General features: G+C 65.9%; 21 protein-coding genes. 5 read left to right on the top strand and 16 right to left on the bottom strand.

Annotated elements, in window-relative coordinates; translation table 11 throughout:
• Positions 1–63: 63 nt before the first annotated feature.
• On the bottom strand, positions 64–2,004 hold the full coding sequence (ftsH, locus tag XarjCFBP7645_RS13320) for an ATP-dependent zinc metalloprotease FtsH (protein ID WP_016904004.1): 1,941 nt from the start codon (positions 2,002–2,004) through the stop codon (positions 64–66).
• A gap of 60 nt (positions 2,005–2,064) precedes the next feature.
• Positions 2,065–2,697, bottom strand: a complete 633-nt coding sequence (rlmE, locus tag XarjCFBP7645_RS13325; RefSeq protein WP_047128569.1) for a 23S rRNA (uridine(2552)-2'-O)-methyltransferase RlmE — start codon at positions 2,695–2,697, stop codon at positions 2,065–2,067.
• A gap of 65 nt (positions 2,698–2,762) precedes the next feature.
• Here rlmE and yhbY point away from each other — a divergent pair, with 65 nt between their 5' ends.
• Complete coding sequence (gene yhbY / locus XarjCFBP7645_RS13330; protein WP_104537813.1) at positions 2,763–3,068, top strand: ribosome assembly RNA-binding protein YhbY; 306 nt, start codon at positions 2,763–2,765, stop codon at positions 3,066–3,068.
• 15 nt (positions 3,069–3,083) lie between these two features.
• The gene (locus XarjCFBP7645_RS13335; protein WP_104537814.1) at positions 3,084–3,464 is read left to right on the top strand and encodes an Mth938-like domain-containing protein; all 381 of its coding nucleotides are present in this window, start codon (positions 3,084–3,086) and stop codon (positions 3,462–3,464) included.
• Between the two features lie 168 nt (positions 3,465–3,632).
• Here the strand turns inward: XarjCFBP7645_RS13335 and XarjCFBP7645_RS13340 are convergent, their stop codons facing one another.
• Genes XarjCFBP7645_RS13340 through surE form a run of 4 tightly spaced genes read right to left on the bottom strand, consistent with a single transcriptional unit; the run spans position 3,633 to position 6,492 of the window.
• A complete protein-coding gene (locus tag XarjCFBP7645_RS13340; RefSeq protein ID WP_181126322.1) occupies positions 3,633–4,409 on the bottom strand; it encodes a peptidoglycan DD-metalloendopeptidase family protein in 777 nt (258 codons plus the stop codon).
• The gene (locus XarjCFBP7645_RS13345) at positions 4,406–5,020 is read right to left on the bottom strand and encodes a YqaA family protein (RefSeq protein WP_104537816.1); all 615 of its coding nucleotides are present in this window, start codon (positions 5,018–5,020) and stop codon (positions 4,406–4,408) included. Before XarjCFBP7645_RS13345 ends, XarjCFBP7645_RS13340 begins: the two co-directional genes overlap by 4 nt.
• A gap of 18 nt (positions 5,021–5,038) precedes the next feature.
• Entirely contained in the window at positions 5,039–5,716 is a 678-nt protein-coding gene (locus XarjCFBP7645_RS13350; RefSeq protein ID WP_104537817.1) for a protein-L-isoaspartate(D-aspartate) O-methyltransferase, read from the bottom strand.
• The gene (gene surE / locus XarjCFBP7645_RS13355; RefSeq protein ID WP_104537818.1) at positions 5,713–6,492 is read right to left on the bottom strand and encodes a 5'/3'-nucleotidase SurE; all 780 of its coding nucleotides are present in this window, start codon (positions 6,490–6,492) and stop codon (positions 5,713–5,715) included. The genes XarjCFBP7645_RS13350 and surE overlap by 4 nt, the downstream gene beginning before the upstream one ends.
• Positions 6,493–6,591: 99 nt before the next feature.
• Here surE and XarjCFBP7645_RS13360 point away from each other — a divergent pair, with 99 nt between their 5' ends.
• Positions 6,592–7,131, top strand: a complete 540-nt coding sequence (locus XarjCFBP7645_RS13360) for a Smr/MutS family protein (RefSeq protein ID WP_181126323.1) — start codon at positions 6,592–6,594, stop codon at positions 7,129–7,131.
• A gap of 135 nt (positions 7,132–7,266) precedes the next feature.
• Here the strand turns inward: XarjCFBP7645_RS13360 and truD are convergent, their stop codons facing one another.
• From truD to XarjCFBP7645_RS13400, 8 genes are all read right to left on the bottom strand, one after another.
• Positions 7,267–8,376 (bottom strand): tRNA pseudouridine(13) synthase TruD, encoded by a 1,110-nt coding sequence (truD, locus tag XarjCFBP7645_RS13365; RefSeq protein WP_104537820.1) that lies wholly within the window; start codon positions 8,374–8,376, stop codon positions 7,267–7,269.
• A gap of 236 nt (positions 8,377–8,612) precedes the next feature.
• Positions 8,613–9,104 carry a 2-C-methyl-D-erythritol 2,4-cyclodiphosphate synthase gene (gene ispF / locus XarjCFBP7645_RS13370; RefSeq protein ID WP_104537821.1) on the bottom strand — a complete coding sequence of 164 codons (492 nt, stop codon included), beginning with the start codon at positions 9,102–9,104 and terminating at the stop codon, positions 8,613–8,615.
• 16 nt (positions 9,105–9,120) lie between these two features.
• The gene (gene ispD / locus XarjCFBP7645_RS13375; protein ID WP_104537822.1) at positions 9,121–9,921 is read right to left on the bottom strand and encodes a 2-C-methyl-D-erythritol 4-phosphate cytidylyltransferase; all 801 of its coding nucleotides are present in this window, start codon (positions 9,919–9,921) and stop codon (positions 9,121–9,123) included.
• The gene (gene ftsB / locus XarjCFBP7645_RS13380; RefSeq protein WP_016904016.1) at positions 9,918–10,274 is read right to left on the bottom strand and encodes a cell division protein FtsB; all 357 of its coding nucleotides are present in this window, start codon (positions 10,272–10,274) and stop codon (positions 9,918–9,920) included. Before ftsB ends, ispD begins: the two co-directional genes overlap by 4 nt.
• Positions 10,275–10,277: 3 nt before the next feature.
• Positions 10,278–11,570, bottom strand: a complete 1,293-nt coding sequence (gene eno, locus XarjCFBP7645_RS13385; RefSeq protein WP_104537823.1) for a phosphopyruvate hydratase — start codon at positions 11,568–11,570, stop codon at positions 10,278–10,280.
• A gap of 282 nt (positions 11,571–11,852) precedes the next feature.
• Positions 11,853–12,686: a 3-deoxy-8-phosphooctulonate synthase gene (gene kdsA / locus XarjCFBP7645_RS13390; protein ID WP_104537824.1), complete on the bottom strand. Its 834-nt coding sequence runs from the start codon at positions 12,684–12,686 to the stop codon at positions 11,853–11,855.
• 204 nt (positions 12,687–12,890) lie between these two features.
• Positions 12,891–14,555: a CTP synthase gene (locus XarjCFBP7645_RS13395; protein ID WP_104537825.1), complete on the bottom strand. Its 1,665-nt coding sequence runs from the start codon at positions 14,553–14,555 to the stop codon at positions 12,891–12,893.
• Between the two features lie 176 nt (positions 14,556–14,731).
• A complete protein-coding gene (locus XarjCFBP7645_RS13400) occupies positions 14,732–14,980 on the bottom strand; it encodes a hypothetical protein (RefSeq protein WP_166775793.1) in 249 nt (82 codons plus the stop codon).
• 162 nt (positions 14,981–15,142) lie between these two features.
• Here XarjCFBP7645_RS13400 and parE point away from each other — a divergent pair, with 162 nt between their 5' ends.
• Together parE and XarjCFBP7645_RS13410 are read left to right on the top strand one after the other, a co-directional pair.
• Complete coding sequence (parE, locus tag XarjCFBP7645_RS13405) at positions 15,143–17,032, top strand: DNA topoisomerase IV subunit B (RefSeq protein WP_104537826.1); 1,890 nt, start codon at positions 15,143–15,145, stop codon at positions 17,030–17,032.
• Positions 17,033–17,148: 116 nt separating this feature from the next.
• On the top strand, positions 17,149–18,582 hold the full coding sequence (locus XarjCFBP7645_RS13410) for a S10 family peptidase (protein ID WP_429001468.1): 1,434 nt from the start codon (positions 17,149–17,151) through the stop codon (positions 18,580–18,582).
• 271 nt (positions 18,583–18,853) lie between these two features.
• Here the strand turns inward: XarjCFBP7645_RS13410 and XarjCFBP7645_RS13415 are convergent, their stop codons facing one another.
• Positions 18,854–19,615 carry a YdcF family protein gene (locus XarjCFBP7645_RS13415; RefSeq protein ID WP_104537827.1) on the bottom strand — a complete coding sequence of 254 codons (762 nt, stop codon included), beginning with the start codon at positions 19,613–19,615 and terminating at the stop codon, positions 18,854–18,856.
• 121 nt (positions 19,616–19,736) lie between these two features.
• Entirely contained in the window at positions 19,737–20,864 is a 1,128-nt protein-coding gene (locus XarjCFBP7645_RS13420; protein ID WP_047128560.1) for an inorganic phosphate transporter, read from the bottom strand.

Genomic DNA, 20,864 nt, shown 5'->3' on the forward strand with positions numbered 1-20,864 from the left:
ATCAAGGCCGGGAATCGCTTCCCGGCCTTGATGAATGCGCCTGCAGCTGGGCGATGCGCGGCGTTACAGCTGCTCGGCCGGCCCGGCAATCGGCGGCAACGGACGCGGGCTGCCCTTGTCGTTGTTGTTGCCGCCGTCCTTGTCGGACTTGCCCCAACCCGCCGGCGGCGGCGGCTCGCGACCTTCCATGATGGCATCGATCTGCGGCACGTCGATGGTCTCGTACTGCAGCAGCAGCTGCGACATCGCATGCAGCTTGTCCAGATTCTCTGTGAGGATGGCTTTGGTCTTGCTGTAGGCCTTGTCCAGGATCGAGCGCACCACTTCGTCGATCATGCGCGCGGTCTCGTCGGAGACGTTCTTGTGCTGTGTCACCGAACGCCCCAGGAACACCTCGTCTTCCTCCTCGCCGTAGGCCACCGGGCCCAGCTCGTCGGACAGGCCCCACTTGGTGACCATGTTGCGCGCCATCTTGGTCGCACGCTCGATGTCGTTGGACGCGCCGGTGGTGACCTTGTCGCCGCCGAAGATCAGCTCTTCCGCCACGCGGCCGCCGTACAGCGAGCAGAGCTGGGATTCGATTGCCACCCGATTCATCGAGTACCGATCGCCTTCCGGCAGATACATCGTCACGCCCAGGGCGCGACCGCGCGGAATGATCGTGACCTTGTAGACCGGGTCGTGCTCGGGCACCAGGCGGCCGACGATGGCATGGCCTGCCTCGTGATACGCGGTGAGCGTCTTCTCGTCCTCGCTCATGGCCATCGAGCGGCGCTCGGCACCCATGAGAATCTTGTCGCGGGCACGGTCGAAATGGTCCATGCGGACTTCCTTCTCGCTGCCACGCGCGGCAAACAACGCCGCCTCGTTACACAGGTTGGCCAGGTCGGCACCGGAGAAGCCCGGGGTGCCGCGTGCGATGACCATCGGCACCACGTCGTCGGCCAACGGCAGCTTGCGCATGTGCACGCGCAGGATCTGCTCGCGGCCCTTGACGTCCGGCAGGCCGACCACGACCTGGCGATCGAAACGACCCGGACGCAGCAACGCCGGATCCAGCACGTCGGGGCGGTTGGTCGCAGCGATCACGATCACGCCTTCGCCGCCTTCGAAACCGTCCATTTCGACCAGCAACTGGTTCAGGGTCTGCTCGCGCTCGTCATGCCCGCCGCCGAGCCCGGCGCCGCGATGACGACCCACTGCATCGATTTCGTCGATAAAGATGATGCACGGTGCATGCTTCTTGGCCTGCTCGAACATGTCGCGCACACGGCTGGCACCCACGCCGACGAACATTTCCACGAAATCCGAGCCGGAAATGCTGAAGAACGGCACCTTGGCTTCGCCGGCGATCGCCTTGGCGAGCAGCGTCTTACCGGTACCGGGCGGTCCGACCATCAGCACGCCGCGCGGAATCTTGCCGCCCAGCTTGGTGAACTTGGTCGGGTCGCGCAGGAAGTCGACCAGCTCGCCAACCTCTTCCTTGGCCTCGTCACAACCGGCAACGTCGGCAAACGTGATCTTGACCTGATCCTCGCCCTGCAGCTTGGCGCGCGACTTGCCGAAGCTCATCGCGCCCTTGGCGCCACCGCCACCGCCCTGCATCTGGCGCATGATGAACAGCCAGAAGCCGATGATCAGGATGACCGGCAGAAAGTTGAGCACCAACGACCAGAAGCCCGGCCCGGTGGAGGGCTTCTGGCGGGTCATCTCGATGTTCTTGCTATACAACACGTCGACCAGCTTGTCGTCGCGCGGACCGTAGACGGTGGCTTCGCTGCCGTCGGTACGCTTGAAGCGGATCGCGTTGACCGCCAGGTTGGTCTCGTCGGTGTAGTCCACCGATTTGACGCGTCCGGAGTCCACTTCCTTCAGGAACTGGGTGTAGGTAATCGAGTCGGGGCCGACACCGCCCGCCATCCGCGGCGAGAAGCTCTGGAAGACGACCATCAGCACAACCGCGACGACCACCCACAGCAGCAGATTCTTGGTCAAGTCGTTCATCCTCATTGGCTCCGGTGCCCTCTACTCTTCAATTCTTGAAACACGGTGGTCATTGGCAGCTTACTTGATCTGGACACGCTTGCCCTGACCGAGCGCATAAACTTCCGGGGAGCGCTTGCGCGAGGCCGCCGGTTTGCGAATCGTCACCTTGTCATAGCGGCGGCGAAGCTCACGAATGTAGTCGTCGGACCCGACACCCTGGAACAGCTTGATCAGGAACGCCCCGCCCGGTTTGAGGTGGGCGTCGGCAAATTCCATCGCCAGTTCCGCAAGGTGCATCATCCGCGGTTGGTCGACCGCATCCATGCCACTCTTATTGGGGGCCATATCGGACAGCACAAGGTCCACCGGCACATCGCCCAGCATCGCCTCGAAATCCGATAGGACGGTTTGCTCCCTGAAGTCGCCATGAAGGAACTCCACGCCGGCAAGCGGCGGCATCTCCAGGATATCCAGCGCCACGACACGGCCGCTGTCGCCCATGGACTTGCGTACTTGTTGCGACCAGCCGCCTGGTGCGGCGCCCAGGTCGACCACCACCATGCCCGGCTTGAGCAGACGGTCGCGCTGGAGCAGTTCTTCCAGTTTGTAGGCCGCGCGCGAACGCATGCCTTCGGCCTGCGCCTTCTTGACGAACGGATCGGCGAAGTGTTCCTTGAGCCAGCGCTGGCTGCTTTTACTACGGGAAGGCATCGGCAAAGGGGTCTGTACGGGTCGCCATGATACCCTGAACACCCTTTGCTGCCCTTTGATCCTGCATGTCCATTGTTCTCACCTCCGCCCAGAACCGTTTCCTGCGCGGCCAGGCCCACGATCTCAAGGCACTGCTGCAGACCGGCGGAAAAGGGGTCACGCCGGCATTTCTGGCCGAACTCGAGGACGTGCTCGAGCGCCACGAACTGATCAAGGTGAAGGTGACATCGGAGGATCGCCAGGCCCGTGACGCCATGATCGCCCAACTGACCGAGCAGACCGGCAGCGCGCTGGTGCAGCGGATCGGCCACGTCGCCATCCTGTACCGCCCCAGCAAGGAAAAGCGCCAGATCGTGCTGCCGCGCGGCTGACCCGACAGGTTCGACATGCCTTTAAGCCAGGAACACCCCGACTACACCTATGCGCTGCGCGCGGCCGATGGCCGCCATGCCAAGGTGAACGACCAGATTCTGCAACGCAGTTTCATCCTGATGCCCGACGAGCTGGTGGAAGGCTGGCCGGTCTCCGCCCTGGAGCAACTCCAGGTCGCGCACATGGACGCGGTGCTGGCGCTTGCCCCGGCGGTGATTCTGCTCGGTACCGGCGAGCGGCAGCAGTTTCCGAAGACGGACGTACTGGCAGCCTGCCTGACCCGCGGCATCGGCCTGGAAGCGATGACCAACGCGGCCGCGGCGCGCACCTACAACGTGCTGGCCAGCGAAGGCCGCCGGGTGGCGTTGGCGATGATTCTGGAAGGCCGGGATTAGGGAGTCGGGATTGGGGATTCGCAACTGCGGGCTCGAGCAGATGCCGCTCTCATGCCAACAGCAGGAGCGACACCCCAAGCAATCTTCAGGCCGCTAGAACGCATCTTCCACGCGGCACCATCAGCCCAGCGCCGTTGCCGTTGCGAATCCCAAATCCCCAATCCCCAATCACTTCTTAGGCAGATACAACAGCGGATCCACCGGCTTGCCGTTGTAGCGAATCTCGAAGTGCAACATGTCGCGGGCAGCGCCGCTGCGCCCCATTTCGGCGATCTGCTGACCGGCCTTGACGCTCTGGCCTTCGTTGAGCAGACGCTTGCGATTGTGCCCGTAGGCGGACAGCCACTGGTCGTTGTGCTTGATGATGATCAGCTCGCCGTAGCCGACCAGGCCGGCGCCGGAGTACACCACCACGCCATCGGCCGCGGCACGCACCGCCTGCCCGCTGGCGCCGGCGATGTCCACGCCCTGTTTGGTGGTCTCGCCGGTGACGAAGGTGCCGACCACCACGCCATCGGCCGGCCAGCGCCACGGAAATCCGCTACTGACCGGTGCTGCGATCGGAGCGCTCGGGCGCGGCGGAACCACCGTACCGGCGGTAGAGGTGCTGCCGCCCGGTCTGCTGGCTCCGGGCGGGTAGAGCTTGAGGGTCTGGCCGGGGTAGATAGTGTTCGGTGAGGACAGGCCATTCCAGGCTGCCAGATCCGGCGCGGTGATGTTGGTGCGGCGCGAGATGGCGTACAGCGTGTCACCGCGTTGGACGGTGACGGTCGCACCCGGGCGCGGCACCGACGGACGCGGTGCTGCGGACGGACGCGCGGACGACGAACCGCCGCCGGCTCCAGGCGAACGCGTCACCGTGGCGCTGCTGCAGGCGCCCAGCCCGACGGCAAGTGCGAGCAGGACCGCTGTCTTACATACCGAATTCATCTGCAACTTGCTCATCCGTTGGTTGTCTTCCACACCAGCCACCCCGCTCCCACCGCCAAGACGGCCATGGCCACCCAGCCCAGCGGCTCGATCCAGCGATGCAACGCGGCCTCGGCACGCGCCCCACCCAACCGGATCGCGCCGGCCACCAGATACACGCGCTTGCCGCGCCCGACCAACATGCTGGCGATGAAAGGCAGGATCGGCACGCCGACCACGCCCGAGGCCCAGGTAAAGATCTTCAACGGGATTGGGGTAAAGCCCACCAGCACCAGCGCCCAGAAGGCCTTCCACGGCGAATCGGCGACCAGCGTGCGCAGCGTCTCGATCTGCGCCTGGATCTTCGCACTCCAGCCCAGCCATTCGATCAGCGGCTGTAGTGCGGCGAAGGCGAAATGGCCCAGCAGATAGCCGACCAGCGCGCCGCAGACCGAGCCGATCAGGCTCAGGGTGGCGAACCACAAGGCGCGCCTGGGTTCGGCCAGCGACATCGGCGCCAGCATCACCTCCGGCGGCACCGGAAAGATGAAACCCTCCACGAAACTGAGGCCGGTCAGTAGCGCCGGAGCGCGGCGATGACGCGACCAACGGATGGCCACGTCGTACAACGGCCCGAAGATCTTCATCGAGAAACTCTCATGGATTCAATCCAGCATGCCCGACAACAGCGGGACGAACGTGACCGGCGCCAGAACCTGCTGTTCGATCGCGCCGTCGGCACTGCGCGTAAGTTGCACCAGCGACTGCGACGAGGCACCACCGACCGGTGCGACCAGCCGCCCGCCGACCGCCAATTGGTCGACCAGCGCATCGACCAGCGCCGGCGCGGCGGCGGTGACCACAATGGCATCGTAGGGGCCGTGTTCGGGCCAGCCGATGCGGCCATCGTCGTGCTTGCTGCGCACGTTCATGCCCAGGTGCCGGAAGCGCTTGCGCGCCTGCCGCAGCAGATCGCCGATGCGCTCGACCGTGTACACCTCCAGCCCCAGCGCGGCCAGGATGGCCCCCTGGTAGCCGGAACCGGTGCCCACTTCGAGCACCTTGGTCGGGCCGACCTGCAGCACCGCCTCGGTCATGCGCGCGACCACCCAGGGCTGCGAAATGGTCTGGCCGTGGCCGATCGGCAAGGCCGTGTCTTCGTAAGCGCGCGAGGCCAGCGCTTCGTCGATGAACAGATGGCGCGGCACGGTACGCATCGCGTTGAGCGTGGCCTCGTCCTGGATGCCGGCCTCGCGCAGGCGCTCGACCAGCCGGTCGCGCACGCGCTGGGAGGTCATGCCGATCCCGACCGATTCCGGTTGCAGACGCAGCCTCGGCGTCATGCCGGTGTATCCAGCGCGGCGGTCAAGCCGCCCACCCAGCCGGCCACCGTTTCCAACGCCTGATAGCGGGTCAGATCGACATGGATGGGGGTGACCGAGATATGCCCGGTGCGCACGGCATGGAAGTCGGTGCCGGCGCCGGCGTCCTGCTCCGGCCCGGCCGGGCCGATCCAGTACACGGTGCGGCCGCGCGGGTCGCGCTGCGGCACGCAGGGCTCGGAACGGTGGCGGTTGCCCAGCCGGGTGACCTCGAAACCAAGCACATCCGACCAAGCCAGGTCCGGCACGTTGACGTTGAGGATGGTGTCGGCAGGCAGCGGATCGGCCTTCAGCCGCGCCACGATCTCCACCGCGGCGCGCGCGGCGGTCTCGTAGTGATGCGCCTGGTGATTGTGCGTCACCAGCGAGACCGCCACCGCCGGCAGGCCGAGGAAACGGCCTTCCATCGCGGCGGACACGGTGCCCGAATAGATCACGTCGTCGCCGAGATTGGCCGAGTTGTTGATGCCGGAGACCACGATATCCGGGTCGTAATCGAGCATGCCGGTCAGCGCCAGATGCACGCAGTCGGTCGGCGTGCCGGCCACTGCGCAGGTCTGCGCGTCGATGCGGCGGGTGCGGATCGGCACATCCAGCGTCAGCGAATTGCTGGCGCCGGAGCGGTCGCGGTCGGGCGCGACCACCATCACTTCATGACCGGCATGGCGCAGCGCCTCGGCCAAAATCTGGATGCCGGGGGCGTCGACACCGTCGTCGTTGCTAACCAGTACGCGCATGGGACTCCTCGGAAAACCGGGCCATGATACCGGATGCGTCCGCGCCCTTCGCGCTTGATCTTCGCTTGCACCTGAGGTTGGGCACGTTACGCTGTGAGCATGTCCCATCCCGAAGACGAAGACGACGGCGCGCTGTTCCGCGCAGCGATCGGCGCGGTCAAGCCGATTCGTGAAGTCGCCCCACCGGCCAATGCCAAGCCGCGCCCCAAGCCGCGCGCACGCATGGCCGAGCGCGACGATGCGGAAGCGCACACCGAATTCGCGCGTCTGCTGCGCGACAGTGCGCCGCTGGAGGCCGGCGATACCGCCAGCTATCGGCGCGAGAATCTTCCCACCCGATTGTTTCAGCGACTCAAGCGTGGTCAGTTTTCGATCCAGGACGAACTGGATCTGCATGGCGCCACCGCCGCGCAGGCCGAATCCCTGCTGCGGCAGTTTCTGATCGAAGCACATGCACACGAACATGGCTGCGTGCGCATCATCCACGGCAAGGGGCTGCAGTCGGACACTGGCGCGCCGGTGTTGAAAAACCTGATGGATCGTCTGCTGCGTCAGCGCAACGACGTGCTGGCGTTCCATTCGGCGCCGGCCACGCAAGGTGGCACCGGGGCGTTGCTGGTGTTGCTGGCGCGGCGTTAGGGCCGATTGGGTAATGGGTCGCCGATGTAGGCATGCGCTTGCGCAAAGGATGCGTCAATGGGCAGGCCTGTCGCGGCCAGGTCCGCTCCTACGGCGGTGACGTGTGTGCCGGGTGGCCAACGACAGCCGAACAGGCTAGGCGTCGGGACGCGTGTTGGCGTTGAGACGGCCGGCGTCGCTGACCTCGCCGAGTTCCCACAGCACCGCGGTGGCGTAGCAGCCCGGCGGCAGTGCGAATTCGATCTGCAGGCTTTCGGCATCCCGCCAGCGATACTCCAGCTGCTGCGGACGCAAGCGCAGTGCACGGCGCTCCTGCTTCAAGCCCGCAGCTTCCAGCCCTTGACGCAGCGCTTCCGATTGCGGATCGGACAACGCGCCCTGCTCCACCGCCGCAGCTTGGTCGGTCGAACGCAGCTCGCCTGCGCCCCACAACGGCCCGCTGGGATGGATATCGAAGCGCGCCAGGCGCTCCGCCAGTACATCGTTGAACGGCTCCGGGCCGAACACGCTGCGTGAGCCATCCAGCATCCACGCCTCGCCATCCAGCGCGGTATCCCAGCTGCCCTGCTCCACGCGTGCGGTGAGCACGCGATTGAACAATGCCGAGCGCGCCGCCGACAGCAGCATCGAGCGTTGATCGTTGCGCAGCCGCCGCCTGGATGCCGGCGCCGCTGACAAGGTGCCGTCGGCATTGGACACATAACCGAACATCGCCAGCGCGGACGCTACGTTGCCGCCATCGCGGCCGAAACGCTGTTCGCCAAACCAGTTGGGGATACCGCGCGCGGCGATCGCCTGCAGACGCTGTTCGATCGCCGCGCGCTCGCCCTGCACCTGGCGCAACGTCAACCCGAAACGATTGCCCAGCAGTGCGCCGCGTTGCAGCTTGCGGTTGTGCCAGGTGCTGGCGATGACCTGCATCTCATCGTCGTCGAGCGTGGCAAGCTGCGGCGCGATGCGCTTGGGCAGATGCACGCTGAAGCGCTGCGTGGTCACCGCATGGCGGTCCTTCAGCCCGGCGTAGCTGACGCCCATCTCGGCGATTCCGGCCCACTGCGCGAGTTTCTTCGCGATATAGGCGGTGTTCTGCCCGCGCTTGCGGATGGTGAGCAACAGGTGCTCGCCCTCGCCGGTGGGCTCGAAAGCCGGCAGCTCATCGACCTGAAAATCTTCGGGCGTGCTGCGCATCGCCGCGCCGAGGACCGCAGCGCCATGCGCGCGCGGCAGAACAAAGGTGTCGCTCATGCTGTGGTTTACCTTCGCGCCGACAGGTCGTGCGCTGTGTGCCGAATGCTTCGGCGCGGTGGTGTCGCGGTGCAACGCCAAGACGAGCTCGGCGCAGGTAACCGCGATCTGGAGCGGCTGCAACACCTGGCCGGCAGTGTAGACGGCATGCTCGGCACTGCAGGGTATGCGTGACAATCGCCGTGCCCGGCAACGTCGCACCACCGACGGTAAGCGCAGGCGTTTGTCAGCCGCAGTCAGCCAGCGATCTTGCCGAGCAAGACCGCCGCTTGCGCGGCGATGCCCTCGCTGCGGCCGGTGAAGCCGAGTTTTTCGCTGGTGGTGGCCTTGACGCTGACTGCATCGAGTTCGATCGCCAGCAGGCCTGCGATACGTTCGCGCATCGCCAGCGCGTGCGGGCCGATCTTGGGACGCTCGCAGATCACGGTGACGTCGGCATTGCCGACGCGCCAGCCGCGCTCGCGCAGCAAGTGATCGCAATGCTGCAGGAACTGCGCGCTGTCGGCATCCTTCCAGCGCGCATCGGACGGCGGAAAGTGCTGGCCGATATCGCCCAGCGCCAGGGCGCCCAGCATCGCATCGCACAGCGCATGCAACACCACGTCGCCATCGCTGTGCGCAAGCACGCCATGGCTATGCACGACGCGCACGCCGCCCAGCATCACGTGATCGCCCGCACCGAACGCGTGCACGTCGTAGCCCTGACCGATTCGAAAATTGAAAGACATGGAGAATCCGTGGTGATTAGGGAGCGTCGGCGTCGTGGTGCGCGCCAGCGGACACCGCATCGTTGCGGCCAACGACCGCCCCGGCGCGCAGAGCGGTTGCAGGCGACAAGGCATCCACTGCCACGCCGCGGCGCGCCAGTTCGAATTCGAAGCGCGCCAGATCCGTTGGCGTGGTCACCTTGAAGTTGTCTTCGGCACCTTCCACCAGCAACGGGCGCAATCCCAGCCGCTCCATCGCCATCGCCTCGTCGGTCACGTCCACCCCGGCCGCCGACGCCTCGGTGAGGCCGCGGATCAGTTGATGGCGACGGAACAGCTGCGGAGTCAGCGCACGCCACAGCCGCTCGCGCGGTTCGGTGGCATCGATGCCGCCATCGTCGCCGGCACGCTTGAGCGTGTCGCGCACCGGCGCAGCCAGGATCGCGCCGACCGGATCGCCGCGGCCGATTTCCAGCAGGCGCTCCAGATCGGCCAAGGCGAGATTGGGCCGCGCGGCATCGTGCACCAGCACGAAGTCATCGGCACGCACGCTCTCGGGCAAGGCCAGCAATCCGGCCAGCACCGATGCCGCACGTGTCCCGCCGCCGACGCAGGTCAGCACCGGCTTGCCCTGCACCGAGGTCCAGCCTGGCCAATCCGCATCGTCGGGGACGATGGCCACCACGATGCCGGCCACCACCGGATGCGCGGCAAGCGCCGCCAGCGTGTAGGCCATCAGCGGTTGCCCGGCGGCGGCCAGATATTGCTTGGGGGTCTGCCCACCAAAGCGCGTACCGCGCCCGGCGGCCGGCACGATCGCCCAGATCGAACCGGTCATGGCTGTTCCGCCGGAGCGTCAGGCTCGACGGGGGCAGCGGACGGCGCGGCCACTGCGGGCGGTAGCGGCGGTGCATCCTCGACCACGCGATAGAACGTCTCGCCCGGTTTGATCATGCCCAGCTCGCTGCGCGCGCGCTCTTCGATTGCCGCCTCGCCGTCCTTCAAATCCTTCACCTCTGCTGCCAACGCCTGGTTGCGTTGGCGCAGACCTTCGTTGTCCTGTGTCTGATGCGCGACCTGGGCTTCCAGCATCATGACTTCGCCGGAGTTCCCAGGCCCGAACCAGAAGCGGTACTGCAGCCAAGCCAGCAGCACCGCCAGCACCAGCAGTAGCCAGCGCCAGTTGCGCACGGCTTATCGCTTGATCGAAACGAACGCGTCGCGGCCGGCGTAACGCGCGCCGGAGCCCAGCGCCTGCTCGATGCGCAGCAACTGGTTGTACTTGGCGACGCGATCGCTGCGGCACAGCGAGCCGGTCTTGATCTGCGTGGCGGTGGTGGCCACGGCGATGTCGGCGATGGTGGTGTCTTCGGTTTCGCCCGAGCGGTGCGAGACGATCGAGGCATAGTTGGCCGCATGCGCCATCGCGATGGCTTCCAGCGTCTCGGTCAGCGTGCCGATCTGGTTGACCTTGATCAGGATCGCGTTGGCGGTGCCCGAGTCGATGCCCTGCTTGAAGATCTTCGGGTTGGTGACGAACAGATCGTCGCCGACCAGCTGCACCTTCTTGCCGACGCGGTCGGTGAGCAGCTTCCAGCCGGCCCAGTCGTCCTCGGCCAGGCCGTCTTCGATGCTGATGATCGGGTACTGCGCGACCCAGTCGGCCAGGAAATCGACGAACTGTTCGCTGGTCAGGCGCTTGTTCTCGCCGACCAGGTTGTACTTGCCGTTGTCGTAGAACTCGCTGGAGGCCACGTCCAGGCCCAGCAGCACGTCTTCGCCCGCGGTGTAGCCCGCCTTGCCGATCGCTTCGAGGATGGTGTCCAGCGCTTCGACATTGCTGCGGAAGTCCGGCGCAAAGCCGCCTTCGTCGCCCACTGCCGTGCTCAGGCCATGGCTCTTGAGCACCGACTTGAGCGCGTGGAAGATTTCGGTACCGGCACGCAGCGCTTCGGAGAACGAGCTGCAGCCGACCGGCAACACCATGAACTCCTGGAAGTCGACATTGTTGTCGGCATGCGCGCCGCCGTTGATGATGTTCATCATCGGCACCGGCAGTGCCACATCCGATTCGGTGATGGTGGACAGGTACTGCCACAGCGGCTGCTTGCGCGAGGCGGCCACGGCATGCGCGGCGGCCAGCGACACACCCAGCAGCGCGTTCGCGCCCAGGCGGCCCTTGTTCTCGGTGCCGTCCAGGTCGATCAGGCGGCGGTCCAGACCCTGCTGGTCGGCTGCGTCGAGGCCCTTGAGCGTCTCGGCGATGGTGCCGTTGACGTTCTGCACCGCGTGCAGCACGCCCTTGCCCAGGTAGCGGGTCTTGTCGCCATCGCGCAGTTCCACCGCTTCCTTGGTGCCGGTCGAGGCGCCCGAGGGCACGGCAGCGCGGCCGAACGAGCCGTTGTCCAGCGTGACTTCGGCCTCCAGCGTGGGATTGCCGCGGGAGTCGAGGATTTCGCGGGCGAGGATCTTGGCGATAGTGGTCATAGGTCGATCGGTTACCAGTAAGGGGGAAGTACACCGGAAACAAGCTGCCGGATTATCGCCGCAGGACTGCGGCTTGCCAAATGGCGTGATCGCGCGGCCTGGCGATGACGATACGTCAGAACGCCGCTGCGGCGCGTGGCCGGTGGTACGGAGTCCGCTGCTGCCGTGTCAGCTTCCGCTGTCGCAGGCGACATCGCTGTGGGAGCCGGCACACCGCGCATCCGCACCTGCAGCGGCAACGGACCACGCAGCACGGACCGCGCGCTCCACTGCCTTGCCTGATCAGACGCCTTGCTCGAGAAAGCCGTGACGCTTGGTGATGGAGTCCAGCGCCAGCAGCGTCTCCAGCAGGGCCTCCATCTTGTCCAGCGGCCAGGCGTTGGGGCCGTCCGACAAGGCCTTGGACGGGTCCGGATGGGTTTCGGCAAACAGGCCGGAAATACCCACCGCTACCGCCGCGCGCGCCAGCACCGGCACGAATTCGCGCTGACCGCCGGAACTGCTGCCCTGCCCGCCCGGCAACTGCACCGAATGGGTGGCATCGAACACCACCGGGCAACCGGTGTCGCGCATGACGCTCAGCGAGCGCATGTCGCTGACCAGATTGTTGTACCCGAACGAGGCGCCACGTTCGCAGACCATGATCTGCGCGTTGCCGGTCGACTTGGCCTTGTCCACCACCGGCTTCATGTCCCACGGCGACAGGAACTGGCCCTTCTTGATGTTGACCGGCTTGCCGGCGGCGCAGACGTTCTTGATGAAGTCGGTCTGGCGCACCAGGAAGGCCGGGGTCTGCAGCACGTCGACGACGGCGGCGACCTCGTTCATCGGGGTGTACTCGTGCACATCGGTCAGTACCGGCACGCCGATCTGCTGTTTCACCGCCTCCAGCACCTTCAGGCCTTCTTCCAGGCCCGGGCCGCGGAAGCTGGTGCCGGAGGTGCGGTTGGCCTTGTCGAAGCTGGACTTGAAGATGAAGTTGATCCCCAGCTTGCCGGTGATCTCCTTCAGCTTGCCGGCCACGTCGAGCTGCAACTGCATCGACTCGATCACGCAGGGGCCGGCGATCAGGAACAACGGCTGATCCAGGCCAACGTCAAAGTCACAGAGTTTCATCAGGTCACCTATTGATTAAAGCCCCTCTCCCGCCGGGAGAGGGGTTGGGGTGAGGGTACGGTTGCGAAGCACTGCTGAAGTGCGATGGTTTTGCCCTGGCTGACGCGTGGCGACGCGTTCATCATGGCTGCCACCTCTCATTGTGTTGCGGCGCCCCTCATCCGGCGCTACGCGCCACCTTCTCCCGGGGGGAGAAGGAAACCCTCACGCACGCGCTTCCTTCAGCAGTTTTCCGCCCGCCTTCTTCTCGCGCGCAGCGCGCACGAAGCCGATGAACAGTGGATGCCCATCGCGCGGGGTGGACAGGAACTCCGGATGCGCCTGGCAGGCCAGAAACCACGGGTGCGCATCGCGCGACAGCTCGACCATCTCCACCAGCGTGTCGTCCATCGACTTGCCGGAGATCACCAGGCCGGCGTCCTCCAGCTGGGTGCGGTAGCGGTTGTTGAACTCGTAGCGGTGACGGTGACGCTCGGCGACCACGTCCTTGCCGTACACCTCGCGCACCAGCGTGCCCGGCTTGAGCCGCTGCTCCTGCAGGCCCAGCCGCATGGTGCCGCCCAGGTCGGACTTCTCGTCGCGCTTTTCGACTTCGCCGCTGGCGGTGCGCCATTCGGTGATCAGGCCGATTACCGGGTGCGGCGACTGGCGATCGTTCTCGGTGCTGTTGGCTGCGTCCAGATCGGCCACGTGGCGGGCATAGTCCACCACCGCCGCCTGCATGCCGTAGCAGATGCCGAAGTACGGCACCTTGTGCTCACGGGCGTACTTGGAGGTGAGCACCTTGCCTTCGAAGCCACGATCGCCGAAGCCGCCCGGCACCAGAATGCCGTCGATATCCTGCAGCGCCGCCATGTCGCTCCCTTCCAGATCCTGCGCCTCCAGCCACTTCAGGTTGACCTTGGTGCGCTGGCGCAGGCCGCCGTGCCGCAGCGCTTCGGCCACCGACTTGTAGGCATCCTGGTGATCGACGTACTTGCCGACCACCGCAATGGTGACCTCGTCCAGCGGATGCTTGACCGCATCCACCACCGCAGCCCATTCGGACAGGTCGGGCGCAGCCACCTTGTCGCGCAGCTTGAACTGATCGATGACCAGTTCGTCCAGGCCCTGGCGACGCAGCTCCAGCGGCATGCCGTACAGCACATCGATGTCGGGGCAGCTGATCACCGCGCGCTCGGAAACGTTGGTGAACAACGCGATCTTGCGGCGCTCCGAATCCGGCACCGCCTGCTCGGAACGGCACAGCAGCACGTCCGGCTGGATACCGATCGAGCGCAGCTCCTTGACCGAGTGCTGGGTCGGCTTGGTCTTCAACTCACCGGCGGCGGCGATGTACGGCACCAGGGTAAGGTGCATGAACATGGCCTTCTCGGCACCACGCTCGGTGCGTACCTGGCGGATCGCTTCCAGGAACGGCAGCGACTCGATGTCGCCGACAGTGCCGCCGATCTCGATCAGCGCCACGTCGAACCCGGCGGTAGCCTCGTCGATGCAACGGCGAATCTCGTCGGTGATGTGCGGGATCACCTGCACGGTGGCGCCCAGATAATCGCCGCGACGCTCCTTGCGGATCACGTTCTCGTAGATCCGGCCGGTGGTGACCGAGTTCTTGCGCGACAACCGCGTGCGCACGTAACGCTCGTAGTGACCCAGATCCAGGTCGGTCTCGGCGCCGTCGTCGGTGACGTAGACCTCGCCATGCTGGAACGGGCTCATCGTGCCCGGATCCACATTGATGTAGGGATCCAGCTTCATCATCGTGACCTTCAGGCCACGCGCTTCCAGAATGGAGGCAAGCGAAGCGGCGGCAATGCCCTTGCCTAGCGAGGACACCACGCCGCCGGTAACAAAAATCAGGGGGGTCATGGGGCTTGAAGCCTCCCGGAAAGCCATAGTTTAGCGGGTGACGGGCGAATGCCCAAGGGTTGCGTGACGATCATGTCGCCACAGCGGCAAAGAACGCGCCGTGCATGGCGCACAAATGCAGACGCCCCGGCCGAAGCCGGGGCGTCCGTGTGGCGTATTGCCGACCCGAGATGGAATCAGCGCGCCGGCTTTTCTTCTTCCTCTTCCTCGCGCGGAGCAGTGTCGGCCTTGGGCTTGTGCGCCGCTGCGGCAGCACGGCGCTCGGCCTTGCGCTCGGCTTCGGTCTTGGCCTTGGCGTCGTCGGCCTTCTGCGCACTGGCGCCGGCGTCCTGCCCGCTCTGCTGAGGAGCCGCCTGGGCCAGGGCAGGAAGCGCGGCCACTGCGGCAGCACCGAGGGTGAGCATCAGGATGTGCTTGAACTTCATGGTGTCCTCCGGGTTCGGTGACATCCTCAGGTGGGGACGTTTGATTCCGAATCCAATGCCAGGGTATCCATCCGCACCCCGCCCTGCACTGAACGCCGGGCGCGTGCAAAAAATCGCCTCAGCCCCCACACTTGCGCGTCGTTTCACGTGCCAACGAGATGCATGAACACCCGTTATAACGCCGCCGATATTGAAGTGCTGTCGGGCCTGGACCCGGTCAAACGCCGCCCTGGCATGTATACCGACACTGCGCGCCCGAACCATCTGGCGCAGGAAGTGATCGACAACTCGGTCGACGAGGCGCTGGCCGGTCACGCCAGGCAGGTCGAAGTGACCCTGTATAAGGACGGCAGCTGCGAGGTGTCCGACGACGGTCGCGGCATGCCGGTGGACATGCACCCGGAAGAGAAGATTCCCGGTGTCGAGCTGATCCTGACCCGGCTGCATGCCGGCGGCAAGTTCAACAACCGCAACTACACCTTCTCCGGCGGCCTGCATGGCGTGGGCGTGAGCGTGGTCAATGCGCTGTCGACCAAGGTCGAGCTGTTCATCAAACGCGAAGGCAGCGAGCACCGCATGGAGTTCCGCGATGGCCACGCCGCCTCCAAGCTGGAAGTGGTCGGCACCGTCGGCAAGAAGAACACGGGCACGCGGCTGCGCTTCTGGGCCGATCCAACGTATTTCGACACGCCCAAGTTCAACGTGCGCGCGCTGCGCCATCTGCTGCGCGCCAAGGCGGTGCTGTGTCCCGGCCTGACCGTCAAGCTGCACGACGAGGCCACCGGCGAGCAGGACAGCTGGTACTTCGAGAACGGCCTGCGCGATTACCTCAAGGGCGAGATGGCCGAGCACGAGATGCTGCCGGCCGACCTGTTTGCAGGCAGCCTGAAGAAAGATACCGAAATCGTCGACTGGGCCGCGGCCTGGGTGCCGGAAGGCGAGCTGGTGCAGGAAAGCTACGTCAACCTGATCCCGACCGCGCAGCACGGCACCCACGTCAACGGCCTGCGATCGGGGCTGACCGATGCGCTGCGCGAGTTCTGCGACTTCCGCAACCTGCTGCCGCGCGGGGTCAAGCTGGCACCGGAAGACGTGTGGGACCGGGTCACCTTCGTGCTGAGCCTGAAGATGACCGACCCGCAGTTCTCCGGGCAGACCAAGGAACGCCTGTCCTCGCGCCAGGCCGCCGGCTTCATCGAAGGCGCCGCGCACGATGCCTTCAGCCTGTATCTGAATCAGAACGTTGAGATCGGCGAGAAGATCGCGCAGATCGCCATCGACCGCGCCAGTGCGCGCCTGAAGACCGAAAAGCAGATCGTCCGCAAGAAGGTCACCCAGGGCCCGGCCCTGCCCGGCAAGCTGGCCGACTGCATCAGCCAGGATCTGTCGCGTACCGAATTGTTCCTGGTCGAGGGCGACTCGGCCGGCGGCTCGGCCAAGCAGGCGCGCGACAAGGACTTCCAGGCGATCCTGCCGCTGCGCGGCAAGATCCTCAATACCTGGGAAGTGGCATCGGGCAGCGTACTGGCCTCCGAGGAAGTGCATAACCTGGCGATCGCGATCGGCTGCGACCCGGGCAAGGACGACATCACCGGGCTGCGCTACGGCAAGGTGGTGATCCTGGCCGACGCCGATTCCGACGGCCTGCATATCGCGACCCTGCTGACCGCGCTGTTCCTGCAGCATTTCCCGGCGCTGGTCGCGGCCGGCCATGTGTTCGTGGCGATGCCGCCGTTATTCCGCGTGGACGTAGGCAAGCAGGTGTTCTATGCGCTAGACGAGGAGGAAAAGACCACGCTGCTGGACAAGATCGCGCGCGAGAAGCTCAAGGGCCAGGTCAGCGTCACCCGCTTCAAGGGCCTGGGCGAGATGAATCCGCAGCAGCTGCGCGAATCGACCATCCATCCGGACACGCGTCGCCTGGTGCAGCTGACCATCGACGATGGCGAACAGACCCGCTCGCTGATGGACATGTTGCTGGCGAAAAAGCGCGCCGGCGACCGCAAGCAGTGGTTGGAGACCAAGGGCGACCTGGCGTCGCTGGAGGTTTAAGAACCTCTGGAAGCTTTAAGCCCCTCTCCTGTCGGGAGAGGGGTTGGGGTGAGGGTACGGGCGAAGCCATTGGGCAAGTAATCGCACGAGGCTTCGCCCCGTCCCCTGATCCGCCCCTGCGGGGCACCTTCTCCCGAGGGCAGAAGAAGGCGTCTGCGGCGGCCGCCAAGCCCGTGCCACTGCCGGCCGATGCCAGCGTGCGGCAAAGCACCCGCGTGGGCGCACGCACGCTGAGTTACACCGCAACCGTCGGTACGCTGCCGGTGCGCGATGCGCAGGGCAGGACCACCGGCGAGGTGGTGTTCACCGCCTACACCGTCGATGGCAAGGACCGCCCGGTGACCTTCGCGCTGAATGGCGGGCCCGGTGCGTCGTCGGTGTATCTGAACATGGGCGCGATCGGACCCAAGGTGGTCGGTTTCGGCGCCGAAGGCGACAGCGCCTCCGCGCCGGCGGCATTGCGCGATAACCCCGGCACCTGGCTGGACTTCACCGACCTGGTGTTCATCGACCCGGTCGGCACCGGCTTCAGCCGCGCCCTGATCGGCGACGACGAGGCCAAGAAGCAGTTCTACAACCCGCAGGCCGACGTGGAATATCTCTCGCGCGTGGTCTACGACTGGTTGCTCAAGAACCGCCGCCTGCAGGCGCGCAAGTACCTGGTCGGCGAAAGTTACGGCGGCTTCCGCGGTCCGCGCATCACCCAGTACCTGCAGACCCGGCTGGGCGTGGCGATGAACGGCGTGGTGCTGGTGTCGCCGTATCTCAATCCCACCCTGGACGACAACAGCGATGTGTCGCCGCTGGCCTGGATGATGACGCTGCCCTCGATCGCCGCCGCGCATCTGGAACGCCAGGGCCAGCTCAGCGACACGGCGATGCGCCAGGTGATCGCTTACACCTGCGGCGACTACGCGGTGGCGCTGATGAAGGGCCGCACCGACCCGCAGGCGACCGAAGCGATGCTGCAGCAGGTCGCCCGCATGACCGGACTGGACGCGACCTATGTGCGCCGCTCCGGCGGACGACTGGACACCCAGGCGTACCTGCGCGAGGTGTTCCGCGACAAGGGCGAGCTGGGCAGCCGCTACGATTCCAACGTGACCGCGTTCGACCCTTTCCCCAACGATCCGGAGCAGCGCGCCAACGACCCGCTGCTGGACAGCATCATCGCGCCGACCACCACCGCGATGGTGGACTTCGTCACCCGTGTGGTCGGCTGGAAGGTCGATGCGCGTTATCAGGCGCTCAATTACGACGTCAACAAGCTATGGGACTGGAACGACGAACTGCGCAAGGGTGCGGTCACCCAGCTGCGCCAGTCGGTGGCGATCGACCCCAAGCTGCGCGTGTTGATCGCGCATGGCTGGAACGACCTCTCCTGCCCGTTCATGGGCTCGGTGCTGACGGTGGACCAGATGCCGACGATGGGCAGCGACCCCAAGCGCGTGCAGGTCCGCGAATATCCCGGCGGCCACATGTTCTACAACCGTACCGACAGCCAGGCCGCGTTCCGCAACGACGTCAGGACGATGTACGAAACACGCTGAGCACCGCCATCGCCGGCCGAACACGCGGCCGGCGATGCATCAAGGCAGCGGCGAGCAGACACGCAGCTGGCCGCGACGCCACCCAGCAGCGCAATGAGCTTCCCCACCGCCGCGCACCCGGCTTGCTCCCGTCAATCCGAAGGGGCAACAGGCGCCGCTGAATCAATCAGCCGCGCGCGTCAGAACGCGCCGCACCAGCTGCTACGAATCCCGAATCCCGAATCACCATTCCCGATTCCCGATTCCCGATTCCCGATTCCCGATTCCCCATTCACAACGCGCCAGCCCGAACAGCCTCCACATTCCACCCCAGCCACCCGTAAACCCGATAGCGCGCAATGCCCAGGTACTCGTGCAAGGCGACATCGGCCACGGTGAAGTTGTAGCTCTGCGGCAACCACGCCCAGGACGCGGTCAACCAGTCCGACCGCACCGGCGTGGCGTCGATGCCGAAATGGCGGAAGTACAGCTCGGCACGCCGCAGATGCGTGGCCGAGGACACCAGCACGACCCGCTCGGGGCGGTACTGGCGCAGCAATGGCTGGCTGAACTGCGCGTTCTGCCAGGTGTTCATGCTGGACGGCTCCATGATCAGGTCGGCCTGCGCGATGCCCAGCCCGATCAGCACCTTTCGATACACCACCGCCTCGGACAGACCCAGCCCGCGCGCGTCGCCGCCGCTGATCTCGATCTTGCAGTCGCCGCCATGCGCACGGCATTGCCGGTACAGCCGCGCCGACTCGACGATGCGGCCGTAGGCGAACATGTTGGCCTCGGCGGTGGCATCGGGGCCATCCGGCCGCACCGTGCCGGCGCCCAGCAGCACGATCATGTTACGCGCGCGCCAGTCGTTGAAATCGTTGACGCCGGTCTGCTGCAGCCCGTGCAGCATCCAGCCCGCCAACGGGCCGCAGCCCACCAGCAGCAACAACGCCAGCGTGGCTGCCGCCAGCGCGCGCGCACTGCGCAGCCAGCGCCGGCGGCCGAGCAGCCAGGACAGCAGGAACAGCACGCACACCAGCGCAAGCATCATCGGCGCGTTTCCTCAGGCAGGACGCGTTGGCACATCAGGGTCGAACGGGACAGCCTGCGACCGGGCACTCCGTCGTTGGCACGCATGCTCGCCGACCGAGGTGACCGCAGCGCGACATCGCTCAGGTCCAGCCGAACCATTCGAAGCAGCGCAGGATCAGATACGCCACCCCGCCCGCGGCCGGGATGGTCAGGATCCAGGCCCAGACGATGCGCTCGATCACGCCCAGCCGCAGCGAGCGGGGGTTCTTGGCGAAGCCCACACCCATGATCGCGGTGGAGATGCTGTGCGTGGTCGACACCGGCATGCCGAAGTGCGCGGCCACGGTCAGCACGGTTGCCGAGCTGGTTTCTGCGGCGAAGCCGTGGATGGGATGCAGCTTGACCATCTTGTGGCCGAGCGTCTTGATGATCTTCCAGCCGCCCGAGGCGGTGCCGGCGGCCATCACCACCGCACAGGTCAGCACGATCCACATTGGAATGCCGGCGCCGGCGGCCAGGCCGGTGCCCGGATGCAGGAACGACAGCCAGCTTGGCAGATCGTCCAATGCGCCGGCCGACTGCGCGCCGATCAGGGTCATGGCGATGATGCCCATGGTCTTCTGCGCGTCGTTGTGGCCGTGGGCATAGCCCATGTAGGCGGCCGAGGCGATCTGCGCCTTGCCGAAGAACGCATTGACCCAGCGCGGCCGCGCCAGCCGCCCGATCGGCCCGCCCAGTCGGGCCATGCCGGCGATGATAGCCCACAGCAGCAGCATCACCACGATACCGAGCAGGAAGCCGGCGATCGGCGAGGTGATCATCGGCACGAACACCTTCCACAACAGGCCCTTGTTCTTGGCCCAGTTGCCGATGTTTTCCGACCAGATCAACGCATTCCAGTTGTTGTGCGCGGCCGCCAGCCCGGCGCCGCACAGCCCGCCGATCAAGGCGTGCGAGGACGACGAGGGCAGGCCCTTCCACCAGGTGATCAGGTTCCAAATGATGCCCCCCAGCAGCGCGCACAGGATCACCTGCGGGGTGACCTCCACCACGTCGGTGTTGAGCAGGCCGGAGGCGATCGTCAACGCCACCGCGGTGCCGGTGAGCGCGCCGATCAGGTTCATGCCGGCCGCCAGCATCACCGCCCAGCCCGGCGACAGTACCTTGGTGGCGACCACGGTGGCGATGGAGTTGGCGGTGTCGTGGAAGCCGTTGATGAACTCGAACACCAACGCCGCCAGGATCACCACCAGAACTAGGGTAAGCAC

The sequence above is a fragment of the Xanthomonas arboricola genome, from assembly GCF_002940665.1.
In the GTDB taxonomy this organism is placed as follows: domain Bacteria; phylum Pseudomonadota; class Gammaproteobacteria; order Xanthomonadales; family Xanthomonadaceae; genus Xanthomonas; species Xanthomonas arboricola_B.

What these genes read in the sequence shown, in the direction of transcription:
- ftsH (WP_016904004.1), bottom strand. Translation starts at nt 2,004, where the DNA reads ATGAACGACTTGACCAAGAATCTGCTGCTGTGGGTGGTCGTCGCGGTT.
- ispD (WP_104537822.1), bottom strand. Translation starts at nt 9,921, where the DNA reads ATGACCGGTTCGATCTGGGCGATCGTGCCGGCCGCCGGGCGCGGTACG.
- rlmE (WP_047128569.1), bottom strand. Translation starts at nt 2,697, where the DNA reads ATGCCTTCCCGTAGTAAAAGCAGCCAGCGCTGGCTCAAGGAACACTTC.
- kdsA (WP_104537824.1), bottom strand. Translation starts at nt 12,686, where the DNA reads ATGAAACTCTGTGACTTTGACGTTGGCCTGGATCAGCCGTTGTTCCTG.
- ispF (WP_104537821.1), bottom strand. Translation starts at nt 9,104, where the DNA reads ATGTCTTTCAATTTTCGAATCGGTCAGGGCTACGACGTGCACGCGTTC.
- parE (WP_104537826.1), top strand. Translation starts at nt 15,143, where the DNA reads ATGAACACCCGTTATAACGCCGCCGATATTGAAGTGCTGTCGGGCCTG.
- XarjCFBP7645_RS13400 (WP_166775793.1), bottom strand. Translation starts at nt 14,980, where the DNA reads ATGAAGTTCAAGCACATCCTGATGCTCACCCTCGGTGCTGCCGCAGTG.
- eno (WP_104537823.1), bottom strand. Translation starts at nt 11,570, where the DNA reads ATGACCACTATCGCCAAGATCCTCGCCCGCGAAATCCTCGACTCCCGC.
- XarjCFBP7645_RS13335 (WP_104537814.1), top strand. Translation starts at nt 3,084, where the DNA reads ATGCCTTTAAGCCAGGAACACCCCGACTACACCTATGCGCTGCGCGCG.
- XarjCFBP7645_RS13415 (WP_104537827.1), bottom strand. Translation starts at nt 19,615, where the DNA reads ATGATGCTTGCGCTGGTGTGCGTGCTGTTCCTGCTGTCCTGGCTGCTC.
- XarjCFBP7645_RS13350 (WP_104537817.1), bottom strand. Translation starts at nt 5,716, where the DNA reads ATGACGCCGAGGCTGCGTCTGCAACCGGAATCGGTCGGGATCGGCATG.
- XarjCFBP7645_RS13345 (WP_104537816.1), bottom strand. Translation starts at nt 5,020, where the DNA reads ATGAAGATCTTCGGGCCGTTGTACGACGTGGCCATCCGTTGGTCGCGT.
- yhbY (WP_104537813.1), top strand. Translation starts at nt 2,763, where the DNA reads ATGTCCATTGTTCTCACCTCCGCCCAGAACCGTTTCCTGCGCGGCCAG.
- XarjCFBP7645_RS13395 (WP_104537825.1), bottom strand. Translation starts at nt 14,555, where the DNA reads ATGACCCCCCTGATTTTTGTTACCGGCGGCGTGGTGTCCTCGCTAGGC.
- XarjCFBP7645_RS13340 (WP_181126322.1), bottom strand. Translation starts at nt 4,409, where the DNA reads ATGAGCAAGTTGCAGATGAATTCGGTATGTAAGACAGCGGTCCTGCTC.
- truD (WP_104537820.1), bottom strand. Translation starts at nt 8,376, where the DNA reads ATGAGCGACACCTTTGTTCTGCCGCGCGCGCATGGCGCTGCGGTCCTC.
- surE (WP_104537818.1), bottom strand. Translation starts at nt 6,492, where the DNA reads ATGCGCGTACTGGTTAGCAACGACGACGGTGTCGACGCCCCCGGCATC.
- XarjCFBP7645_RS13360 (WP_181126323.1), top strand. Translation starts at nt 6,592, where the DNA reads ATGTCCCATCCCGAAGACGAAGACGACGGCGCGCTGTTCCGCGCAGCG.